Below are 15,319 nucleotides of genomic sequence, written 5' to 3'. Positions count from 1 at the left end.
TACCGCACCACTTCCTCCTCGATTACGGGTTTCTCGTAACGACTCGAAGGCTTCTCTCCGGAATCTCGATTACCCACGCGGGGACGCTGCCGCACACCCAAAACCGGAAACACCGCCACTTGACTTCGCCCCATAGGCTGCTCAGAAGGGAAGCTTGCGCGCGTCGGACGAACGGTTCGCACCGGAGCGCTGCAACGGGCCGCTGGTCCTCGCGCCGTAGTAGCCGTCGTCGTGCCTGCCCGGCTGGTCCATGGCGGCCCGGACCCGCTTGCCTTCGTCGTACTGGTCCACCTCCGCGCCGTCGTGCCCGTGCCCATGCCCATGCCCGTGGCCGTGCCCGTGGCCGTGCAGGCGCTCGGGCACATCGCGATTGGGGTCCCGCAGCTGGGGAATCAGTTCCCGCGCTCGGTCGAGATCCCGCTCGTACTTGAGGACGACGTTCGCCGTGTCCGCCAGCAGGGCGGGCCCCAGTTCGTCGACGCCGAGCACGGCCAGCGTGCGCGCCCAGTCGATCGTCTCCGAGATGCTGGGGGCCTTCCGCAGCGGCAGTCCGCGGATGTCGCGCACGATCTCGGCGAGTTGGGCGGCCAGGGCGTCGGGCAGCCCGGTGTTCTTGGAGCGGATGATCTCCAGCTCCCGCTGGACGTCCGGGTAGTCCAGGAAGAGGTGCAGGCACCTGCGTTTGAGTGCCGCCGACAGATCGCGGGTGTTGTTGGACGTCAGCACGACGTACGGGGGCGTCGCGGCGCGGTAGGTGCCGATCTCGGGAACCGAGACCTGGTACTCGCCGAGGCATTCCAGCAGAACGGCTTCGAGCGCCTCGTCGGCCCGGTCGACCTCGTCGATGAGCAGCACGGCGGGCTGCTCGCCGCGCACCGCGTCCAGCAGCGGCCGGCTGGCCAGGAACCGCTCGGAGAAGAAGGCGCTGTCCTGGTCGCCGATCGCGTCGACCGCGGTGTGCAGGTCGGGAGCCTCGGCGACGAGCTCACCGATCTTGTCCCGCAGCATCTGGGTGTAGAGCAGCTGCTTTCCGTAGTCCCATTCGTAGAGGGCCTTGGTCTCGTCCTGCCCCTCGTAGCACTGGAGCCGGAGCAGCCGCCTGCCGGTCGCGGTCGCCAGCGCCTTGGCCAGTTCGGTCTTGCCGACGCCGGCGGGTCCTTCGAGCAGCAGTGGTTTCTCCAGCCGGGTGCTGAGGAAAACGGTGGTCGCCAGGCGCTGGTCGGCGAGGTAGCCGCCCTCGGCGAACAGGTCCAGGACCTCCTGCACCGACTCGAACGGGGCTTCGGTGGTGTCGTGCACGGTTCCTCCGATTCTGGGTGGGGCGGCGGGCTCGCCCGCCACCCCACGCCGGGTCAGCTGAGCAGGTCGTCCAGGTCGCCGGTCATGCAGTGCTCGACGACCGGGCGGACCGTGTCGAACGTGCATTCCTTGGCGTTGCCCGGAGTGCAGGCGTCACCGAGCACGTGCCGGGTGATGGCGTCGACGTCTTCGGCGTCGCCCTTGATCTCCTTGCGTCGCTCGTAGTACTTCGTCGGCCCCTCGCCGAGCCGGTTCTTGGAGTAGGTGTCCTTCTTGACGTCGACGAAGCGCTCCGCGATGCCGACGTCGCGCAGCAGCCGGATCGCCGCAGCCAGCGCCGCGTCCGCGGCCTGCACATCGGTCATCCCATGGGTGTCGATGCCCATGGCCCTGGCGATGTCGGCGAAGCGTTTGTAGGCGACCGGCATGTTGAAGGCCCACACGCGCGGCAGCGCGATCGCGTTGTTGAGCCCGTGGTGGGTGTCGTAGAACGCGCTCACGGCGTGCGAGATCGAGTGGATGATCCCGAGACCACCGGAGTTGAACGCCTGCGCGGCGATGTACTGCGCGTACATCATGCCCTCGCGCCCGGCCAGGTCCTGGCCGTTCCACGTCGCCTCGCGCAGGTGCTGCGCGGTGAGCTTGATCGCGTGCAGCGCGTTGCCCAGCGATGGCTGGAAGTTCAGCCGCGAGACGTAGGGCTCCGAGGCGTGCGCGAGGACGTCGAAACCGCACTGCGCCGTGTAGTCGACGGGGCAGTCGTAGTACAGCACTGGATCGTCGATGGCGAGGCTCGTGACCGAGGCGTCGTCGAAGGCGACGTACTTGTGCGGGTTCTCCGGGTCGGTGGTGGTGTCGGTGATGACGTAGGCCCAGGATGTCTCCGAGCCGGTGCCCGCGGTCGTGGACACCGCGATGTGCGGCGGGTTGTTCGGGTTCTCCGACTTGTTGAAGCCCTCGAAGTCGTTGACGTTGCGGCCGTCGTGGGCCACTGACACCCGGGCTCCCTTGCAGGCGTCGTGCGAGGAACCGCCGCCGATGGAGATGAAGCTGTCGCAGCGGTTCTCCTGGTACAGCGTCACCGAGTCCATGACGTTGTAGTCCTTGGGGTTGGACTCGACCTGGTCGTAGAGCACCGGCTCCAGGCCGTGGTACTTCAGCGACTCGACGATGTTGTGCACGATGTCGGTGCCGCGCAGGCCGGAGGTCATCACCAGCGGCTTGGTGAAGCCGAGCTTGATCGCCTCCGGGCCGATCATCTCGTGCGCCCCGGGGCCCATCAGGGCCCGCGGGAACGGGTGGAACTCCTTGAGCGGGAACGGCTTGAGCAGCTCCTCGACCTTCATGCGGCGTCTCCTCTCCAGCTGACTTCCGCTCGTGACGTGGGTCACGGCGCGGATTGGTGGGGACGCTAGGCCGTCGCGCCGGCCGGCGGGTAGGCGCAGGACCGCAAACCCCCGATGTGGACACCCAAGACCGGCCGTCCAAGCAGTGCCGCACCTGTCCGATCGGACAGGTGCGGGTCAGGACAGGCGTTCGACGAAGTCGGTGGCCGCGCGTACCACCTCCGTCGGATCGCCGGTGCTACCACCGCGTCGCATTGCTCGGTGAAGTCCGCACATCGCGCACGACGCCCGCTGGCCGCTAGCGCCGCGGTTCCGGAGTGGTCCAGCCAATCTGGTGTACCCGGGCCGCCGAGGCTCCGCCAGCTTCTCTCTCCGCCCGGCGCCCGCCTGGTGCACCGAGCACAGCACCACCGTCCCGGAGTCCAGTCCGCACCTGTCCGACCGGACGGGCCGGGAAGGACCGTCAGCACGGCGAACCCGCTGGGAACCGGGGGCTAGCTTCGGTTCGACCACGGCGAGACCGCCTGGCAGAGAGGGGAAGTCGCCATGTCCGACCAGACCGCCGAGCTGCCCGAGCACGACCTCGACTCCGATGAGGTCGAGGAACTCCTCGTCGAAGAGGTGTCGATCGACGGGATGTGCGGTGTCTACTGAGCGCCGCGTCTCCGGGGGCCGATCACTGCCCCCGGAGGCGCGGGACCACCCCGCCTTCGAACCGGATGGCCCCTACGCGCTGAGCCCGAACGTGGCGCTACGCCCGGAGCCCTTCGGCGCGCTGGCCTACCACTTCGGCAACCGCCGGTTGTCGTTCCTCAAGACGCCGCTGCTGGTGACCGTGGTCCAAAGCCTGCACAAGCACCGGTCCGCGCGGGCGGCGCTGTCCGCCCACGGCGTCGCCCGGCACGAGGAGCGCGGATACCTCAGCGCGCTCGCGTCGCTGGCCCGCGCGGACATGATCGTCCGCGCCTGACCCGGGAGTTGCCCATGCCCACTGCCGCAGTCCCACCACTGGTCGAACAGTTCAAACACGGACTCGACTCGCCGATCTGCCTGACCTGGGAGTGGACCTACGCCTGCAACCTGTCCTGCGCGCACTGCTTGTCGTCATCGGGGCGCCGCGACCCCGACGAGCTGAGCACCGACGAGATCAAGCGCGTCATCGACGAGCTGGAGCGGATGCAGGTCTTCTACGTCAACGTCGGCGGCGGCGAACCGACCGTGCGCCCGGACTTCTGGGAACTGGTCGACTACGCCGTCGCCCACCACGTCGGGATCAAGTTCTCCACCAACGGTTTCCGGATCACCCTCGAGCGCGCGAGGCAGCTCGCCGCGACCGACTACGTCGACGTGCAGATCTCGCTGGACGGCGCCACCGCCGAGGTCAACGACGCGGTGCGCGGGCCAGGGTCCTACGACACCGCGATGCGGGCGATGCAGAACCTCGCCGCAGCCGGAATGCGCGGCTTCAAGATCTCCGTGGTGATGACGCGGCAGAATGTCGACCAGCTCGACGAGTTCGAGCGGATCGCCGACTTCTTCGACGCGCAGCTGCGGATCACCAGGCTGCGGCCGTCCGGGCGCGGGGCCGACGTGTGGGACGAACTGCACCCGACCGCCGAGCAGCAGATGCAGATCTACCGGTGGCTGCTCGACCACGGCGAGCGGGTGCTGACCGGGGACTCGTTCTTCCACCTCAACGCGCTGGGTTCGGATCCCCTGCCGGGCCTGAACCTGTGCGGAGCAGGCCGGGTGGTCTGCCTGATCGACCCGGTCGGCGACGTCTACGCCTGCCCTTTCGCCATCCACGACGCTTTTCTCGCCGGCAACATCCGCGAGGCCGGGTTCGGTGCGGTGTGGCGCGATTCCGCGTTGTTCCAGGATTTGCGCCGGCCGCAAACGGGCGGCGCGTGCACGTCATGTGCCGCGTACGACGCCTGCCAGGGCGGGTGCATGGCGGCGAAGTTCTTCACCGGGTTGCCGCTGGACGGCCCGGATCCGGAGTGCGTCAAGGGTCACGGCGAGGCTGCGCTGGCGGCGGTCGAGCCGGGCACCTCGCCGCGGCCGGCGCAGGACCACTCCCGGCCCAGCGCGCGCCAGCAGCAGGTCATGCTCGGGCTGCCGCCGGTCCGCCGACCGGACCGCGCCTGCGACGCGAGCCCGCTGGCGGGGCTGACATGAGCCGGTCGCTGGTCACGCCCGTCGAACTGGGCCGTCATCGGGCACCGAGCCGGGTCCTGTTCGGGCCGCACGAGACCAACCTCGGTCGCAAGCGGGCGATCTCGGACCGGCACGCGGCTTACTACGAGCGGCGTGCGCGCGGCGGCGCGGGTGTGATCGTCACCGAGATCGCCAGCGTGCACCCGTCCGATTGGCCCTACGAGCGCGCGCCGCTGGCCGCCGAGTGCGCCGAGGGGTGGGCGCGGGTGGCGCAATCCTGCCACCCGCACGGCTCGCTGGTCCTCGCCGGGCTCGGGCACGCGGGGCTACAGGGGTCGTCGGCGTTCTCCCAGGCGCCGCTGTGGGCCCCTTCCCGGTTCCCCGACCCGGCCAGCCGTGAGATGCCGATGGAGGTTGAAGAGCGCGAGATCGAAGCCCTCGTGGCCGGTTTCGGCGATGCCGCGGCGCTCGGGGTGCGCAGCGGCCTGGACGGGGTGGAGGTCAACGCCGGGCAGCATTCGCTGCTGCGGCAGTTCCACTCGGGCCTGACCAACCACCGGACCGACCGCTACGGCGAGGACGGGCTGCTGCTGACCGAAGAGGTGCTGCGCGCCGTTCGGGAACGGATCGGTGACGCGCTGCTCGGTCTCCGGTTGAGCTGCGACGAGCTGGCGCCCTGGGCGGGGGTGACACCCGAGACCGCCGCCGAGCAGGCGACGCGGTTGGCGCCGCTGGTGGACTACCTCGTCGTGGTGCGCGGATCTGTGTTCTCGGCGTCGGCGACCCGGCCCGACGGGCACACCGAACCGGGGTTCAACGTCGAACTCTGCCGCCAAGTCCGGCCGCACGGCACGCCAACGGTGCTGCAAGGCTCCGTTGTGGATCCGGATCGCGCCCAGCGGGCCCTCGACGACGGTGTGGCCGACCTGGTCGAGATGACGCGCGCGCAGATCGCCGATCCCGATCTGGTGCGCAAGGTTCGTGCGGGGGTGCCCGAGCGGGTGCGCCCGTGCGTGCTGTGCAACCAGGCGTGCATGGTGCGGGACAACCGGAATCCGGTGATCTCCTCGGTAGTCGAACCGGGGAGCGGGCACGAACCCGCCGACCTTCCACCGCTGGGCACCGATCCGGCGCCCAAGCGCGTGCTCGTCGTCGGCGGTGGGCCCGCCGGGATGGAGGCGGCGCGGATTCTGGCCGAGCGCGGCCACGCCGTGGAGTTGGCCGAGCGCCAGCAGCGCCTGGGTGGCGCCGCAAGGCTGGCGGCGATGCTTCCCGGCAGGCACCGGTTCACCGACGCGATCCGGTGGTGGGAAGGGGAACTCGACCGGCTCGGCATCGCGGTCCGCCTTGGCGCTGAGGTGGACCAGGCGCACCTCTGGAGTGCGCGGGCAGAGGGCATCGAGGTGGTGCTGACCACCGGATCGGTGCCAGGGCCGAGGAACTACGACATCCGGCCGGGCACCACCGTGCTCGACGCAGCCGATGCGCTGCTCCGCATCGACGACCTCCCGGCCGGACCCGTGTTGGTCTTGGACCCGATCGGCGACGCGGTAGGGGTGGGGCTGGCCGAGCTGCTCGCCGAACGCGGCCGGACGACCTCCCTGGTCACCCAGGACCAGGTTGCGGGCACGAAGCTGGCGATCACGGGGGACCTGGCCGACGCGAACGCGCGTCTCCAGCGCGTCGGCGTCCACCGGGAACTGCGCAGCCTGCTGCGGGAGGTCGGCGATGGTCGCGCCGTGCTGGAGGACTGCTGGACCGCCGAGCGACGCACCGTCGAGTGCGCCGTGATGATCCATTGTGGACATAGATTGCCAGAGGAGTCGCTGTACCGGCAGGGCACACCCCGGGCCGGCGACTGCGTTGCGCCGCGCACTGTCCTCGAAGCGGTGCTGGAAGGCCGTCGGACGGCCGTGCGCGTCGGCAGCATGCCCGTCATCACCGAAGCCGGTCCGCCGGCGCCCGCGAGGAGCGGCCCATGAGTGGTCAAGGACGCTACCGCTATCTGTTCTCGCCGCTGCGGATCGGTCCTGTGGTCGCGCGCAACCGCATCGTGTTCTCAGCGCACCTGACCAACTACGCCGAAGATGGGCATCCGACCGAGCAGCACGCTGCCTACTACGCGGCGCGGGCGGCGGGCGGCGCCGGGCTGGTGATCACCGAGGAGCACTCGACCCACCCGACGGACTGGCCGTACGAGAAGCTCATCCACGGTTTCCACCGGTCGGTCATCCCCGGCTACCGACGCATCACCGAGGCCGTGCACGCGCACGGGACGCCGATCTTCGCGCAAATCAACCACAACGGCGGTCAAGCCTCGTCGATGTACTCACGCCTGCCGGTGTGGGCGCCGTCGGCGGTCCCCGACCCGATGTTCCGCGAGGTGCCCAAGGCGCTGGAGAAGCACGAGATCAACGAGGTCGTCGCCGGGTACGGCACGGTCGCCGCGCACTGCGCTGAAGGCGGCTTCGACGGCGTCGAGCTCCAGTGCTCGCACTCGTCGATCGTGCGCGGATTCCTGTCCCCGGCGACGAACAAGCGCACCGACGCCTACGGCGGCAGCCTGCCCAACCGAATGAGGCTGCTGCGCGAGATCATCCACGCGGTACGCGAGTCGATCGGCCCCGACCGGGCGCTGGGGGTGCGCATCTGCGGGGACGAGCTGATCGAGGGCGGCACGACCATCGACGAAGCGGTGGAGATCGCCGCCGCAGTCGAGGCGACCGGGAAGGTCGACTACATCAACACCTCGATCGGCGTCGCCACCTCGACGCTGTACATGATCGAGGCATCGATGCACGTCCCGCCGGGATACGCGCTGTTCATCCCGAACGCGCTGCGCCGCAGGGTGAACCTGCCGGTGGTGGGCGTCGGGCGGTTCAAGGACCCGCAGCAGGCCGAGCGGGCGCTGGAGGAAGGTCACTGCGACCTCGTCGGCGTGGTGCGCGGGCAGATCGCTGACCCCGACTTCGCGGCCAAGGCGCGGGCCGGAGCGGCCACTGACATCCGCACCTGCCTGTCGTGCAACCAGGAGTGCGTGGGGCGGATGGGGTTGAACCGGTGGCTCGGCTGCATCGAGAACCCCCGTGCGGGCAAGGAATCGACCGCGTTGCCGACTCCGGCCGTCCGCGGCAGACGGGTGCTGGTGGTCGGCGGCGGTCCCGCCGGCCTGCAGGCCGCGGCCGTCGCCGCGCGGCGCGGACACCGGGTCACGGTGCTGGAGGAACAACCGCGCACCGGGGGCCAGGTATCGGTCGCGGCGAGCGTGCCGAGCCGGGCGGAATTCCTCGATGTGGTGCGGAACCTCGCTGCCGAGTGCGAGCGGCACGGGGTCGAGATCCGCACCGGGGTGCGCGCCGACGCGACGCTGATCCGGGCTGAGAGCCCCGACGTGGTCGTGCTGGCCACCGGTGCCCGTCCGCAGGCTCCGCACTGGGCTGGTGGTTGCGAACGGGTGGTGGACGTCCGCGACGTGCTGGAAGGACGGGCCGAACCCGATGGCGACGTGGTCGTCGTCGACGACCTCGGCTTCCACCAGTCGACCTCCACCGCGGAGCTGCTGGCCGAGCGCGGCTGTGCGGTCGAGCTGGTCACCGCGGGCATGGTCGTCGGGCAAGACCTGGGCATCACCCTTGACATGGAGTCGTTCAACGTCCGCGCCCACCGGCATGGGATCGCCCAGTCCACCGACCTGGTGGTGATGGGCTGCGGTCGGCAGGACGACGGGGGCGTTGTCCTGCAACTGCTGCACCACCCGACCGGCCAGATGCGCGAGCGCCGGTGCGACTGGGTCGTCTGCGCGACGCATCAGGCGCCGAACGACCAGCTGTGGCACGAACTCCGCGGCAGTCCGTTCGACGTGCACCGCGTCGGCGACTGCATCGCCCCCCGCCGAGCGCACGCCGCCGTGGTGGAGGGCCATCGAGTGGGGGTGGCGCTGTGAGCCAGCACAAGATCGCCGTGATCGTCGTGCGCGACGGCACGCTGCCGCTCGGGGCAGACGAAGCAGTGGCAGAAGCCGGAGGTACGGCCCTGGTGGTCGGCAGCGGCGCACGCGCAGCCGCCGAAGGGCTCAGCGCGGACCGCGTCGTGATCGCCGAGAGCAGCCCGGCCGAGATGGGCGGCCTCGCCGCGAGCATCGCGCCGGAGCTGGACGACCACGGGATCGTGGTGCTGCCGGCATCACCTGACGGCCGCGACCTTGCCCCGCGGCTGGCGGTGGAGCTGGACCGGCCGCTGCTGGCTTGGGCGACCCGATGCGGCGACGACGAAGTGGAACTGGCGCGCTTGGACGATCGCGTCGCACTGCGCGTCGCGGTGGACCGGCCCGTGGTCGTCACGCTCGCGCCGAATGCGCGGAGCGCCGAACCGCGACGGCAGCGTCCGCGCATCGAGCCGCGTGTCGTGCCGGAGCGGGTCCGGCACGACGCGCGGCTGGTCGAAACTCTCCCGCCCGATCCGTCCACGATGGATCTCGGTGAGGCGCCGCGGATCTTCGCCGGAGGTGCGGGATTGGTGCCACCGGGGGAGTCCGGAACCGAGGCGATGCGGCTGCTGGGCGAGGTGGCCCGAGTCCTGGGCGCCTCGGTCGGGGCGACCAGGGTCGTCACCGACGCGGGCTGGCTGGACTACTCCCGCCAGATCGGCACCACCGGGGTCGTCGTCGACCCGCGGCTCTACGTCGCGTTCGGAATTTCCGGGGCCACGCAGCACACCGGCGGGCTCGGCGACCCCGACTGCGTCGTGAGCATCAACACCGATCCGTCGTGCCCGATGACCGCCATGGCCGATCTGGGCATCGTCGCCGACGCGCCCGAGGTGCTGCGGGAACTGGCCCGCAGGCTCGGGGTGGCGGAGCAGTCGTTCGCGGGAGGGAGGCACCGTGCCGGTTGACGAGACGCAGTTCGACGCGGTGGTAGTGGGTGCGGGACCGGCTGGCTCCGCCGCGGCGCTGGAACTGGCCCGCGCGGGTCGCCGGGTCGCGCTGCTGGAACGCGGTCCGTTCCCCGGATCGAAGAACGTCTACGGCGGTGTGGTCTACGGCCGCATCCTCGACGAGGTCGCCGAGCAGTGGTGGAGCGAGGTGCCGGTGCAGCGGTGGATCACCCGCCGCAGCACGATGATGCTCACCCCGACGCAGTCGATATCGGTGGACTTCCGCAGCCAGGACTGGAGCGGGCCGCCGCACAACGGCATGACCACCTACCGCGCGGACTTCGATTCCTGGCTCGCGGGCAAGGCGGTGGGGGCGGGCGCCGAGCTGATCACCTCCACGGTGGCGACCGAACTGCTCCGCGAGGACACCGGGCGGATCGTCGGTGTCCGCACCGACCGGCCCGACGGCGATCTGCGTGCGCCGGTGGTGATCGCCTGCGATGGCGTGAACTCGTTCCTGGCCAAGAGCGCCGGCCTGCTGCCGGCGGCCGACGCCGAGCACCACACGCTCGGTGTGAAGGAGACCCTCGCGCTGCCGCGCGGCGTCCTCGAAGACCGGTTCGGCCTTGGCCCGGATGACGGACTGGACATCGAGATGGTCGGCTGCACCGGCCCGATCGCTGGCGGCGGTTTCCTCTATACCAACAAGGAAACCGTCAGCATCGGGCTCGTGCTTGCGCTGTCCGACCTGGCGAGGTCCGGCCGCAGGCCTGAGGAACTGCTCGCCGAGCTCAAGGCGCACCCATCGATAGCGCCGATGCTGCGGGGCAGTGAGCTGAAGGAGTACTCCGCGCACCTGATCCCCGAAGGTGGCTACGACCACATGCCCAGGCTGGTCACCGACGGGCTGCTGCTCGCCGGGGACGCGGCCGGGATGTGCCTGGCGGCGGGCATCTGGCTGGAGGGCGTCAACTTCGCGATCGGCTCCGGCCTGGTCGCCGGTCGAACGGCCGCACGTGCGCTCGATCGAGGGGACGTTACGGCGGCGGGGCTGGCGCAGTACCGCCAGCGGTTGGCCGACACCTTCGTCCTGGCCGACCACCGGCGCCTCCGGCGGGCGCCGGGGTTCGTGCTCTCGCCACGTGTTCAGCACGAATATCCGGGCTTGGTCTGCGACTTCCTGCAACAGCTGTTTACAGTGGACAACCCGGAACCGAAGCCCCGGCTGGGTGCATTGCTGCGCAGGACCGCGCGGCGACGGGGGATCAAGCTCACCGACCTCGCCCGCGACGCGCTGGCGGGTATGCGGGCCTTTCGATGAAGGGAAGTGACCGATGACGGGTACCGACCGCTACCCGCCGACGTCGTTCGAAGAGCGGATGGACGGCGTGGAGTTCCGGGTGTCCGAGCGGGCGCACATCACCGTCGACTCCGAGGTGTGCCGATCGTGCACGACGAAGGCGTGCGTGCACTCGTGCCCGGCCAAGCTGTTCGTGCCGACCGGCGACGGCGGAATCCTGTTCAACTACGAGCAGTGCTTCGAGTGCGGGACCTGCTACATGGTCTGCAATGAGTCGGGCGCGATCACCTGGACCTATCCCGACGGCGGTGACGGCGTCGTGTTCCGCAACGGCTGAGCGCATGCCTTCGAACTCCGCTCGCGGCGGCGGAACCTCGCGCGGCGGAAAGCGGCTTGGTCCGTTGGAAGAGTTTCTGTCGAAGACCAGCTCCGAGGAGCGACCTGATGGACATGGTTGGATCCGGCGGTCCGGTGATCGTCGCCGCGCTGAAGTGGTCTTGGCTGCGGGCGTCGGTCGACCCGCTCACCGGCTCGGTTCAGGTCGGGGTGCACGACACCGGAGTGTCGGCCGCCGACGAGGCCGCGCTGGAACACGCCTTGCGCCTGGCGGGCCGGTGGTCCGGCCGCGTCGTGGCGGTCACCTGCGGGCCACCAGAAGCCGACGCGGCGCTGCGAGCGGCACTGGCCGCCGGAGCAGCCGAGGCGCTGCGCGTCGACGCCGCGGCTCCGGATGCCTCGGCGCTGGTCGGCAACGGGCGGCAGGTGGCCAGGTCCCTGGCGGCGGCCGTGCGCCGGCGGTACGGCGTGCCTGCCCTCACGTTGTGCGGTGACCGCTCGGTCGATCGCGGAACCGGGACGGTGCCGGGGTTCCTGGCGGCGGAGTTCGGGGCGGCTCAGGCCCTGGGCGTGGTGCGCGTGGAACCCGGCGAGGTGGGCGACCTGCTGGTGCACCGCCGTCTCGACCACGGTCGGCGGGAGGTGTTGCAGGTGAACTGCCCAGCCGTGGTTTCAGTGGAAGCCGCGGGAGTTCGCTTGCGGCGGGCGTCGCTGCCGGCGGTGCTGTCGTCTCGATCCGGGGAAATCGCCGTGGTGAAGGAGTCGAGCGCCGCAACGGCGTCGCCGAGGGTGCTGGCGCAAGGTCCGCGCCGCCCGCGCACGCACGTGATCGAACCACCGGCCGGGAACCGGCCGCAGGAGCGGCTCGTCGAACTCACCGGCGCGTTCCAGGCGAGCACCTCCGCGCGCGTCGTGGGCCCGCTTCCCGCGTCAGAGGCCGTGGACGAACTGCTCGGCTACCTCCGCGAGCGCGGCTACCTGTCGGAGAGCGACGGGAGCCGGCCATGAGCCTCTTGCTCGCAGAGCAGTCGTGGCCGGACCTCAAGGGCCGCCGCCCGCTCGTCGTCGTTCCGCTCGGCTCGTGCGAGCAGCACGGGTTGCACCTCCCGGTGGACACCGACAGCTCCATCGCAACCGCGGTGGCGTGGCAGGCGGTGCGCGAACTCGGCGCGGACACCGACGTCCTGCTGGCCCCGACCCAGCCCTACACCGCAAGCGGTGAGCACGAGGGTTTCCCCGGCACCGTCTCGATCGGGTGCGAAGCAGTGCACCTGCTCCTGGTCGAACTCGGCCGCTCCCTCTCGCGGTGGTGCGGGCGGATGCTGATCGTCAACGGGCACGGCGGCAACAATGCGACGCTGGCCGAGGCCGTCGCGCAACTGCGTCGCGAGCGGCGCGACGTCGCCTGGTGGCCGTGCGCGGTCGGACGTGGAGACGCCCACGCGGGGCGGACCGAAACATCGATGCTCATGGCGCTTCGGCCGCTCGCCGTACGGGGCGACCGCGCTCGCGCGGGACGCACCGAGCCGGTCGAGGAGCTCATGGGCGAACTGGTGCGGACATCGGTTCGCGCCGTCAGTTCCAACGGCGTGCTGGGGGATCCCAGTGGGGCGTCGGCGGCCGAGGGCGAGAATCTGCTCAACGAGATGTCCACCCGGCTCAGCGCCGCCGTGCGGTCCTGGACCGTGCGGCGAGGACGCCTCGTCCGGGCACCGGCGGGGGTCATGTCATGACCGGCCGTCCGACCGCCGTGGTCACCGGCGCTGCACGTGGGATCGGCGCCGCCGTTGTGCGTCGGCTCAGCGACGACGGGTGGAACGTCTTCGCGGTCGATCTCTGCGAGGACGATCCGGCCGTGCCGTATCCGCTGGGTACCGCCGATCAGCTCCGGAGCCTGGAGAGCGGGACCGTGACGGCCGTGCCGGGCGACGTCCGCGAGCAGGGCGTCCTCGACGCCGCCGTGGAGCAAGCACTCCACCGGCACGGACGCCTGGACGCGGCGGTAGGCGCCGCAGCCGTGGTCCTGGGCGGCCAACCGCTGTGGGAGACCACCGACCAGCAGTGGAACGCGCTGTTTGCCACTGACGTGGTCGGTTTGCTGAACCTGGCCAGAGCCGCAGTTCCCGCGATGTTGGGCGCACCGGAGCCGCGTCGCGGCCGGTTCGTCGCGCTCGCCTCCGCTGCGGCGCACACCGGCTTGTGGCGCCTGGGAGCGTATTGCGCGGCCAAACACGCGGTCCTGGGACTGGTGCGAGGGCTGGCGGCCGATCTGCAGGGAACCGGGATCGGCGCGGTGGCGGTTTCCCCCGGATCCACTCGCACGGACATGCTTCGTGCCACCGCGGCTCTGTACGGACTGTCCAATATGGACGATCTGGCTAGGCATCAACTCGTCAATCGCTTGCTGGAACCGGAGGAGGTGGCGGCGGCGGTGGCGTGGGCATGTTCGCCGGAGGCGTGCGCGATCAACGGAACCGTTCTGCACGCCGACGGGGGGTTCATGGGATGAGCACCGCGCTGCCAACGGGCTTCGCCGTCGAGTTGGACAAGGCGACCAGGATCTCGCGAGACGGGAGGCTGGTGTTCGGGGGAAGCCCCGCCCGCCTGCTGCGGCTGAACCGCCGCGCGGCCGACCTGCTCGGGGGCGGGGCGTTCACCGTCCGGGACACCACCTCGGCCCGCCTCGCCCGCGTACTGCTCGACGCGGGCGTGGTCCATCCCCGCCCCGCGCGCCCACAACCGCGATCGGTCGCCATCGTGATCCCCGTGCGAGATCGGGTGGACATGCTGGCCAGGGTGTTGCGCGCGGTGCGGACCGACCCGGCGACCGCCGATGTGCCGGTGGTGGTCGTCGACGATGGGTCCCGCGATGGCGAGGCGGTGCGGGCGGTGGCGAGCGAGCACGACGCCGAGGTCGTCCGGCACGAGACCAGCCGTGGGCCGGCGGCGGCTCGCAACGCGGGCCTGCGCGCGACGGCGCAGGAATTCGTAACCTTCTGCGACTCCGACACCGTCCCGTTGTCTGGTTGGCTACCGCCGCTGCTCGCGCAGTTCGACGATCCCTGCGTCGGCCTCGTCGCGCCGAGGATCGTTGCCCTACCGGAAGAGCGGGAGACCCGTATCGGCGCATTCGAACGGACCTGCTCCCCCCTGGACCTGGGAGCCGCTGAAGCTCCTGTGATTCCGATGTCCAAAGTGGCGTACGTGCCGAGTGCGGCAATCGTCCTGCGGCGTTCGGCAGCTCCCGGTGGTTTCGCCGAAGAACTCCGGGTCGCCGAGGACGTCGACCTGTGCATGCGCCTGCACCGCGCGGGGTGGCGGCTCCGGTACGTGCCCGCCGCGCAAGTGGCCCACGACCACCGCACCGGCCTGGTGCGGTGGGTTGCTCGGCGCGCCTTCTACGGCTCGGGTGCGGCGTTGCTGGCCCGGAGGCATCCGGGCCAGGTGCCACCGATGCACGTGACGGGCTGGTCCCTGCTGGCCGTCGGATTGCTGCTGACCCGCAGGCCTGCCGCCGTCGCCGCTGCCCTGGGGCTGTCCACCGTGGCCGGAGTGCGCCTGGCCCGGCGGATGCCCGACGCCGACACCCCAGTGCGAACGGCAGGCCTGCTGACCCTGGCGGGGTTGTTCTCTACCGCGGTCCAGCTGCTGCGTGCCGGTGTCCGACATCACTGGCCCCTCGGGCTCGCGTTGGCGATCAGCAGTCGGCGGGCACGGCGATTGCTGATCCTCGGCTCTACTGTGGACGCACTGGTGGAGCGCAGCCGGAGGGGTTCGCGAGTGGACCCGGTCACCTTCGTCGCCTTGCGCAGGCTCGACGATCTCGCCTACGGGACCGGAGTCTGGTGGGGTGCGGTGAGGCAGCGCACGCCCACGCCGCTGGTCCCGAAGATCGCAGGATTCCGGTGTGGACGCTTTCGGCATCGATTCCGAGAACGATCCGAGTGTGGGCTGGCTCATTGCGGGCCCTAGGTGCGGCGGTTAGTTTCCCCGCAATACCCCAGCT

The 15,319-nt window shown here is 70.6% G+C and carries 14 protein-coding genes; 12 read left to right on the top strand and 2 right to left on the bottom strand.

Going from position 1 to position 15,319, the window contains the following annotated elements; all coding sequences use genetic code 11:
- Window positions 1-141 precede the first annotated feature (141 nt).
- Both ACWEV3_RS18275 and mdo read right to left on the bottom strand, forming a co-directional pair.
- Entirely contained in the window at window positions 142-1,299 is a 1,158-nt protein-coding gene (locus ACWEV3_RS18275; RefSeq protein ID WP_452614999.1) for an AAA family ATPase, read from the bottom strand.
- A gap of 53 nt (window positions 1,300-1,352) precedes the next feature.
- Window positions 1,353-2,645 carry an NDMA-dependent methanol dehydrogenase gene (mdo, locus tag ACWEV3_RS18270; RefSeq protein ID WP_132493451.1) on the bottom strand — a complete coding sequence of 431 codons (1,293 nt, stop codon included), beginning with the start codon at window positions 2,643-2,645 and terminating at the stop codon, window positions 1,353-1,355.
- A 546-nt stretch (window positions 2,646-3,191) separates the two neighbouring features.
- Between mdo and mftA the strand changes: the two genes are divergently transcribed.
- The 12 genes from mftA to mftF all read left to right on the top strand — a co-directional run bounded on the left by mftA (window position 3,192) and on the right by mftF (window position 15,285).
- The gene (mftA, locus tag ACWEV3_RS18265; protein ID WP_093278581.1) at window positions 3,192-3,299 is read left to right on the top strand and encodes a mycofactocin precursor MftA; all 108 of its coding nucleotides are present in this window, start codon (window positions 3,192-3,194) and stop codon (window positions 3,297-3,299) included.
- Window positions 3,289-3,615: a mycofactocin biosynthesis chaperone MftB gene (gene mftB, locus ACWEV3_RS18260; protein WP_452614998.1), complete on the top strand. Its 327-nt coding sequence runs from the start codon at window positions 3,289-3,291 to the stop codon at window positions 3,613-3,615. Before mftA ends, mftB begins: the two co-directional genes overlap by 11 nt.
- A gap of 14 nt (window positions 3,616-3,629) precedes the next feature.
- Entirely contained in the window at window positions 3,630-4,823 is a 1,194-nt protein-coding gene (gene mftC / locus ACWEV3_RS18255; protein ID WP_452614997.1) for a mycofactocin radical SAM maturase, read from the top strand.
- On the top strand, window positions 4,820-6,784 hold the full coding sequence (locus tag ACWEV3_RS18250; RefSeq protein ID WP_452614996.1) for a mycofactocin system FadH/OYE family oxidoreductase 1: 1,965 nt from the start codon (window positions 4,820-4,822) through the stop codon (window positions 6,782-6,784). The genes mftC and ACWEV3_RS18250 overlap by 4 nt, the downstream gene beginning before the upstream one ends.
- Window positions 6,781-8,745 carry a mycofactocin system FadH/OYE family oxidoreductase 2 gene (locus ACWEV3_RS18245; RefSeq protein ID WP_452614995.1) on the top strand — a complete coding sequence of 655 codons (1,965 nt, stop codon included), beginning with the start codon at window positions 6,781-6,783 and terminating at the stop codon, window positions 8,743-8,745. The genes ACWEV3_RS18250 and ACWEV3_RS18245 overlap by 4 nt, the downstream gene beginning before the upstream one ends.
- Window positions 8,742-9,695, top strand: a complete 954-nt coding sequence (locus tag ACWEV3_RS18240) for a mycofactocin-associated electron transfer flavoprotein alpha subunit (RefSeq protein ID WP_452614994.1) — start codon at window positions 8,742-8,744, stop codon at window positions 9,693-9,695. The genes ACWEV3_RS18245 and ACWEV3_RS18240 overlap by 4 nt, the downstream gene beginning before the upstream one ends.
- Complete coding sequence (locus ACWEV3_RS18235; RefSeq protein WP_452614993.1) at window positions 9,685-10,998, top strand: FAD-dependent oxidoreductase; 1,314 nt, start codon at window positions 9,685-9,687, stop codon at window positions 10,996-10,998. Before ACWEV3_RS18240 ends, ACWEV3_RS18235 begins: the two co-directional genes overlap by 11 nt.
- A 13-nt stretch (window positions 10,999-11,011) precedes the next feature.
- Window positions 11,012-11,314, top strand: a complete 303-nt coding sequence (locus ACWEV3_RS18230) for a ferredoxin family protein (protein WP_363908188.1) — start codon at window positions 11,012-11,014, stop codon at window positions 11,312-11,314.
- A gap of 107 nt (window positions 11,315-11,421) precedes the next feature.
- Window positions 11,422-12,321 carry a mycofactocin-associated electron transfer flavoprotein beta subunit gene (locus ACWEV3_RS18225; protein WP_452614992.1) on the top strand — a complete coding sequence of 300 codons (900 nt, stop codon included), beginning with the start codon at window positions 11,422-11,424 and terminating at the stop codon, window positions 12,319-12,321.
- Complete coding sequence (gene mftE, locus ACWEV3_RS18220) at window positions 12,318-13,046, top strand: mycofactocin biosynthesis peptidyl-dipeptidase MftE (RefSeq protein ID WP_132493443.1); 729 nt, start codon at window positions 12,318-12,320, stop codon at window positions 13,044-13,046. Before ACWEV3_RS18225 ends, mftE begins: the two co-directional genes overlap by 4 nt.
- Entirely contained in the window at window positions 13,043-13,822 is a 780-nt protein-coding gene (locus tag ACWEV3_RS18215) for a mycofactocin-coupled SDR family oxidoreductase (protein ID WP_452614991.1), read from the top strand. Before mftE ends, ACWEV3_RS18215 begins: the two co-directional genes overlap by 4 nt.
- A complete protein-coding gene (mftF, locus tag ACWEV3_RS18210) occupies window positions 13,819-15,285 on the top strand; it encodes a mycofactocin biosynthesis glycosyltransferase MftF (protein ID WP_452614990.1) in 1,467 nt (488 codons plus the stop codon). Before ACWEV3_RS18215 ends, mftF begins: the two co-directional genes overlap by 4 nt.
- The last annotated feature ends 34 nt before the right edge of the window (window positions 15,286-15,319 follow it).

Source organism: Saccharopolyspora sp. NPDC003752, from assembly GCF_053605825.1.
Note: the sequence above shows the minus strand (reverse complement) of the source record. Positions and strands in the feature narration are given on the sequence as shown.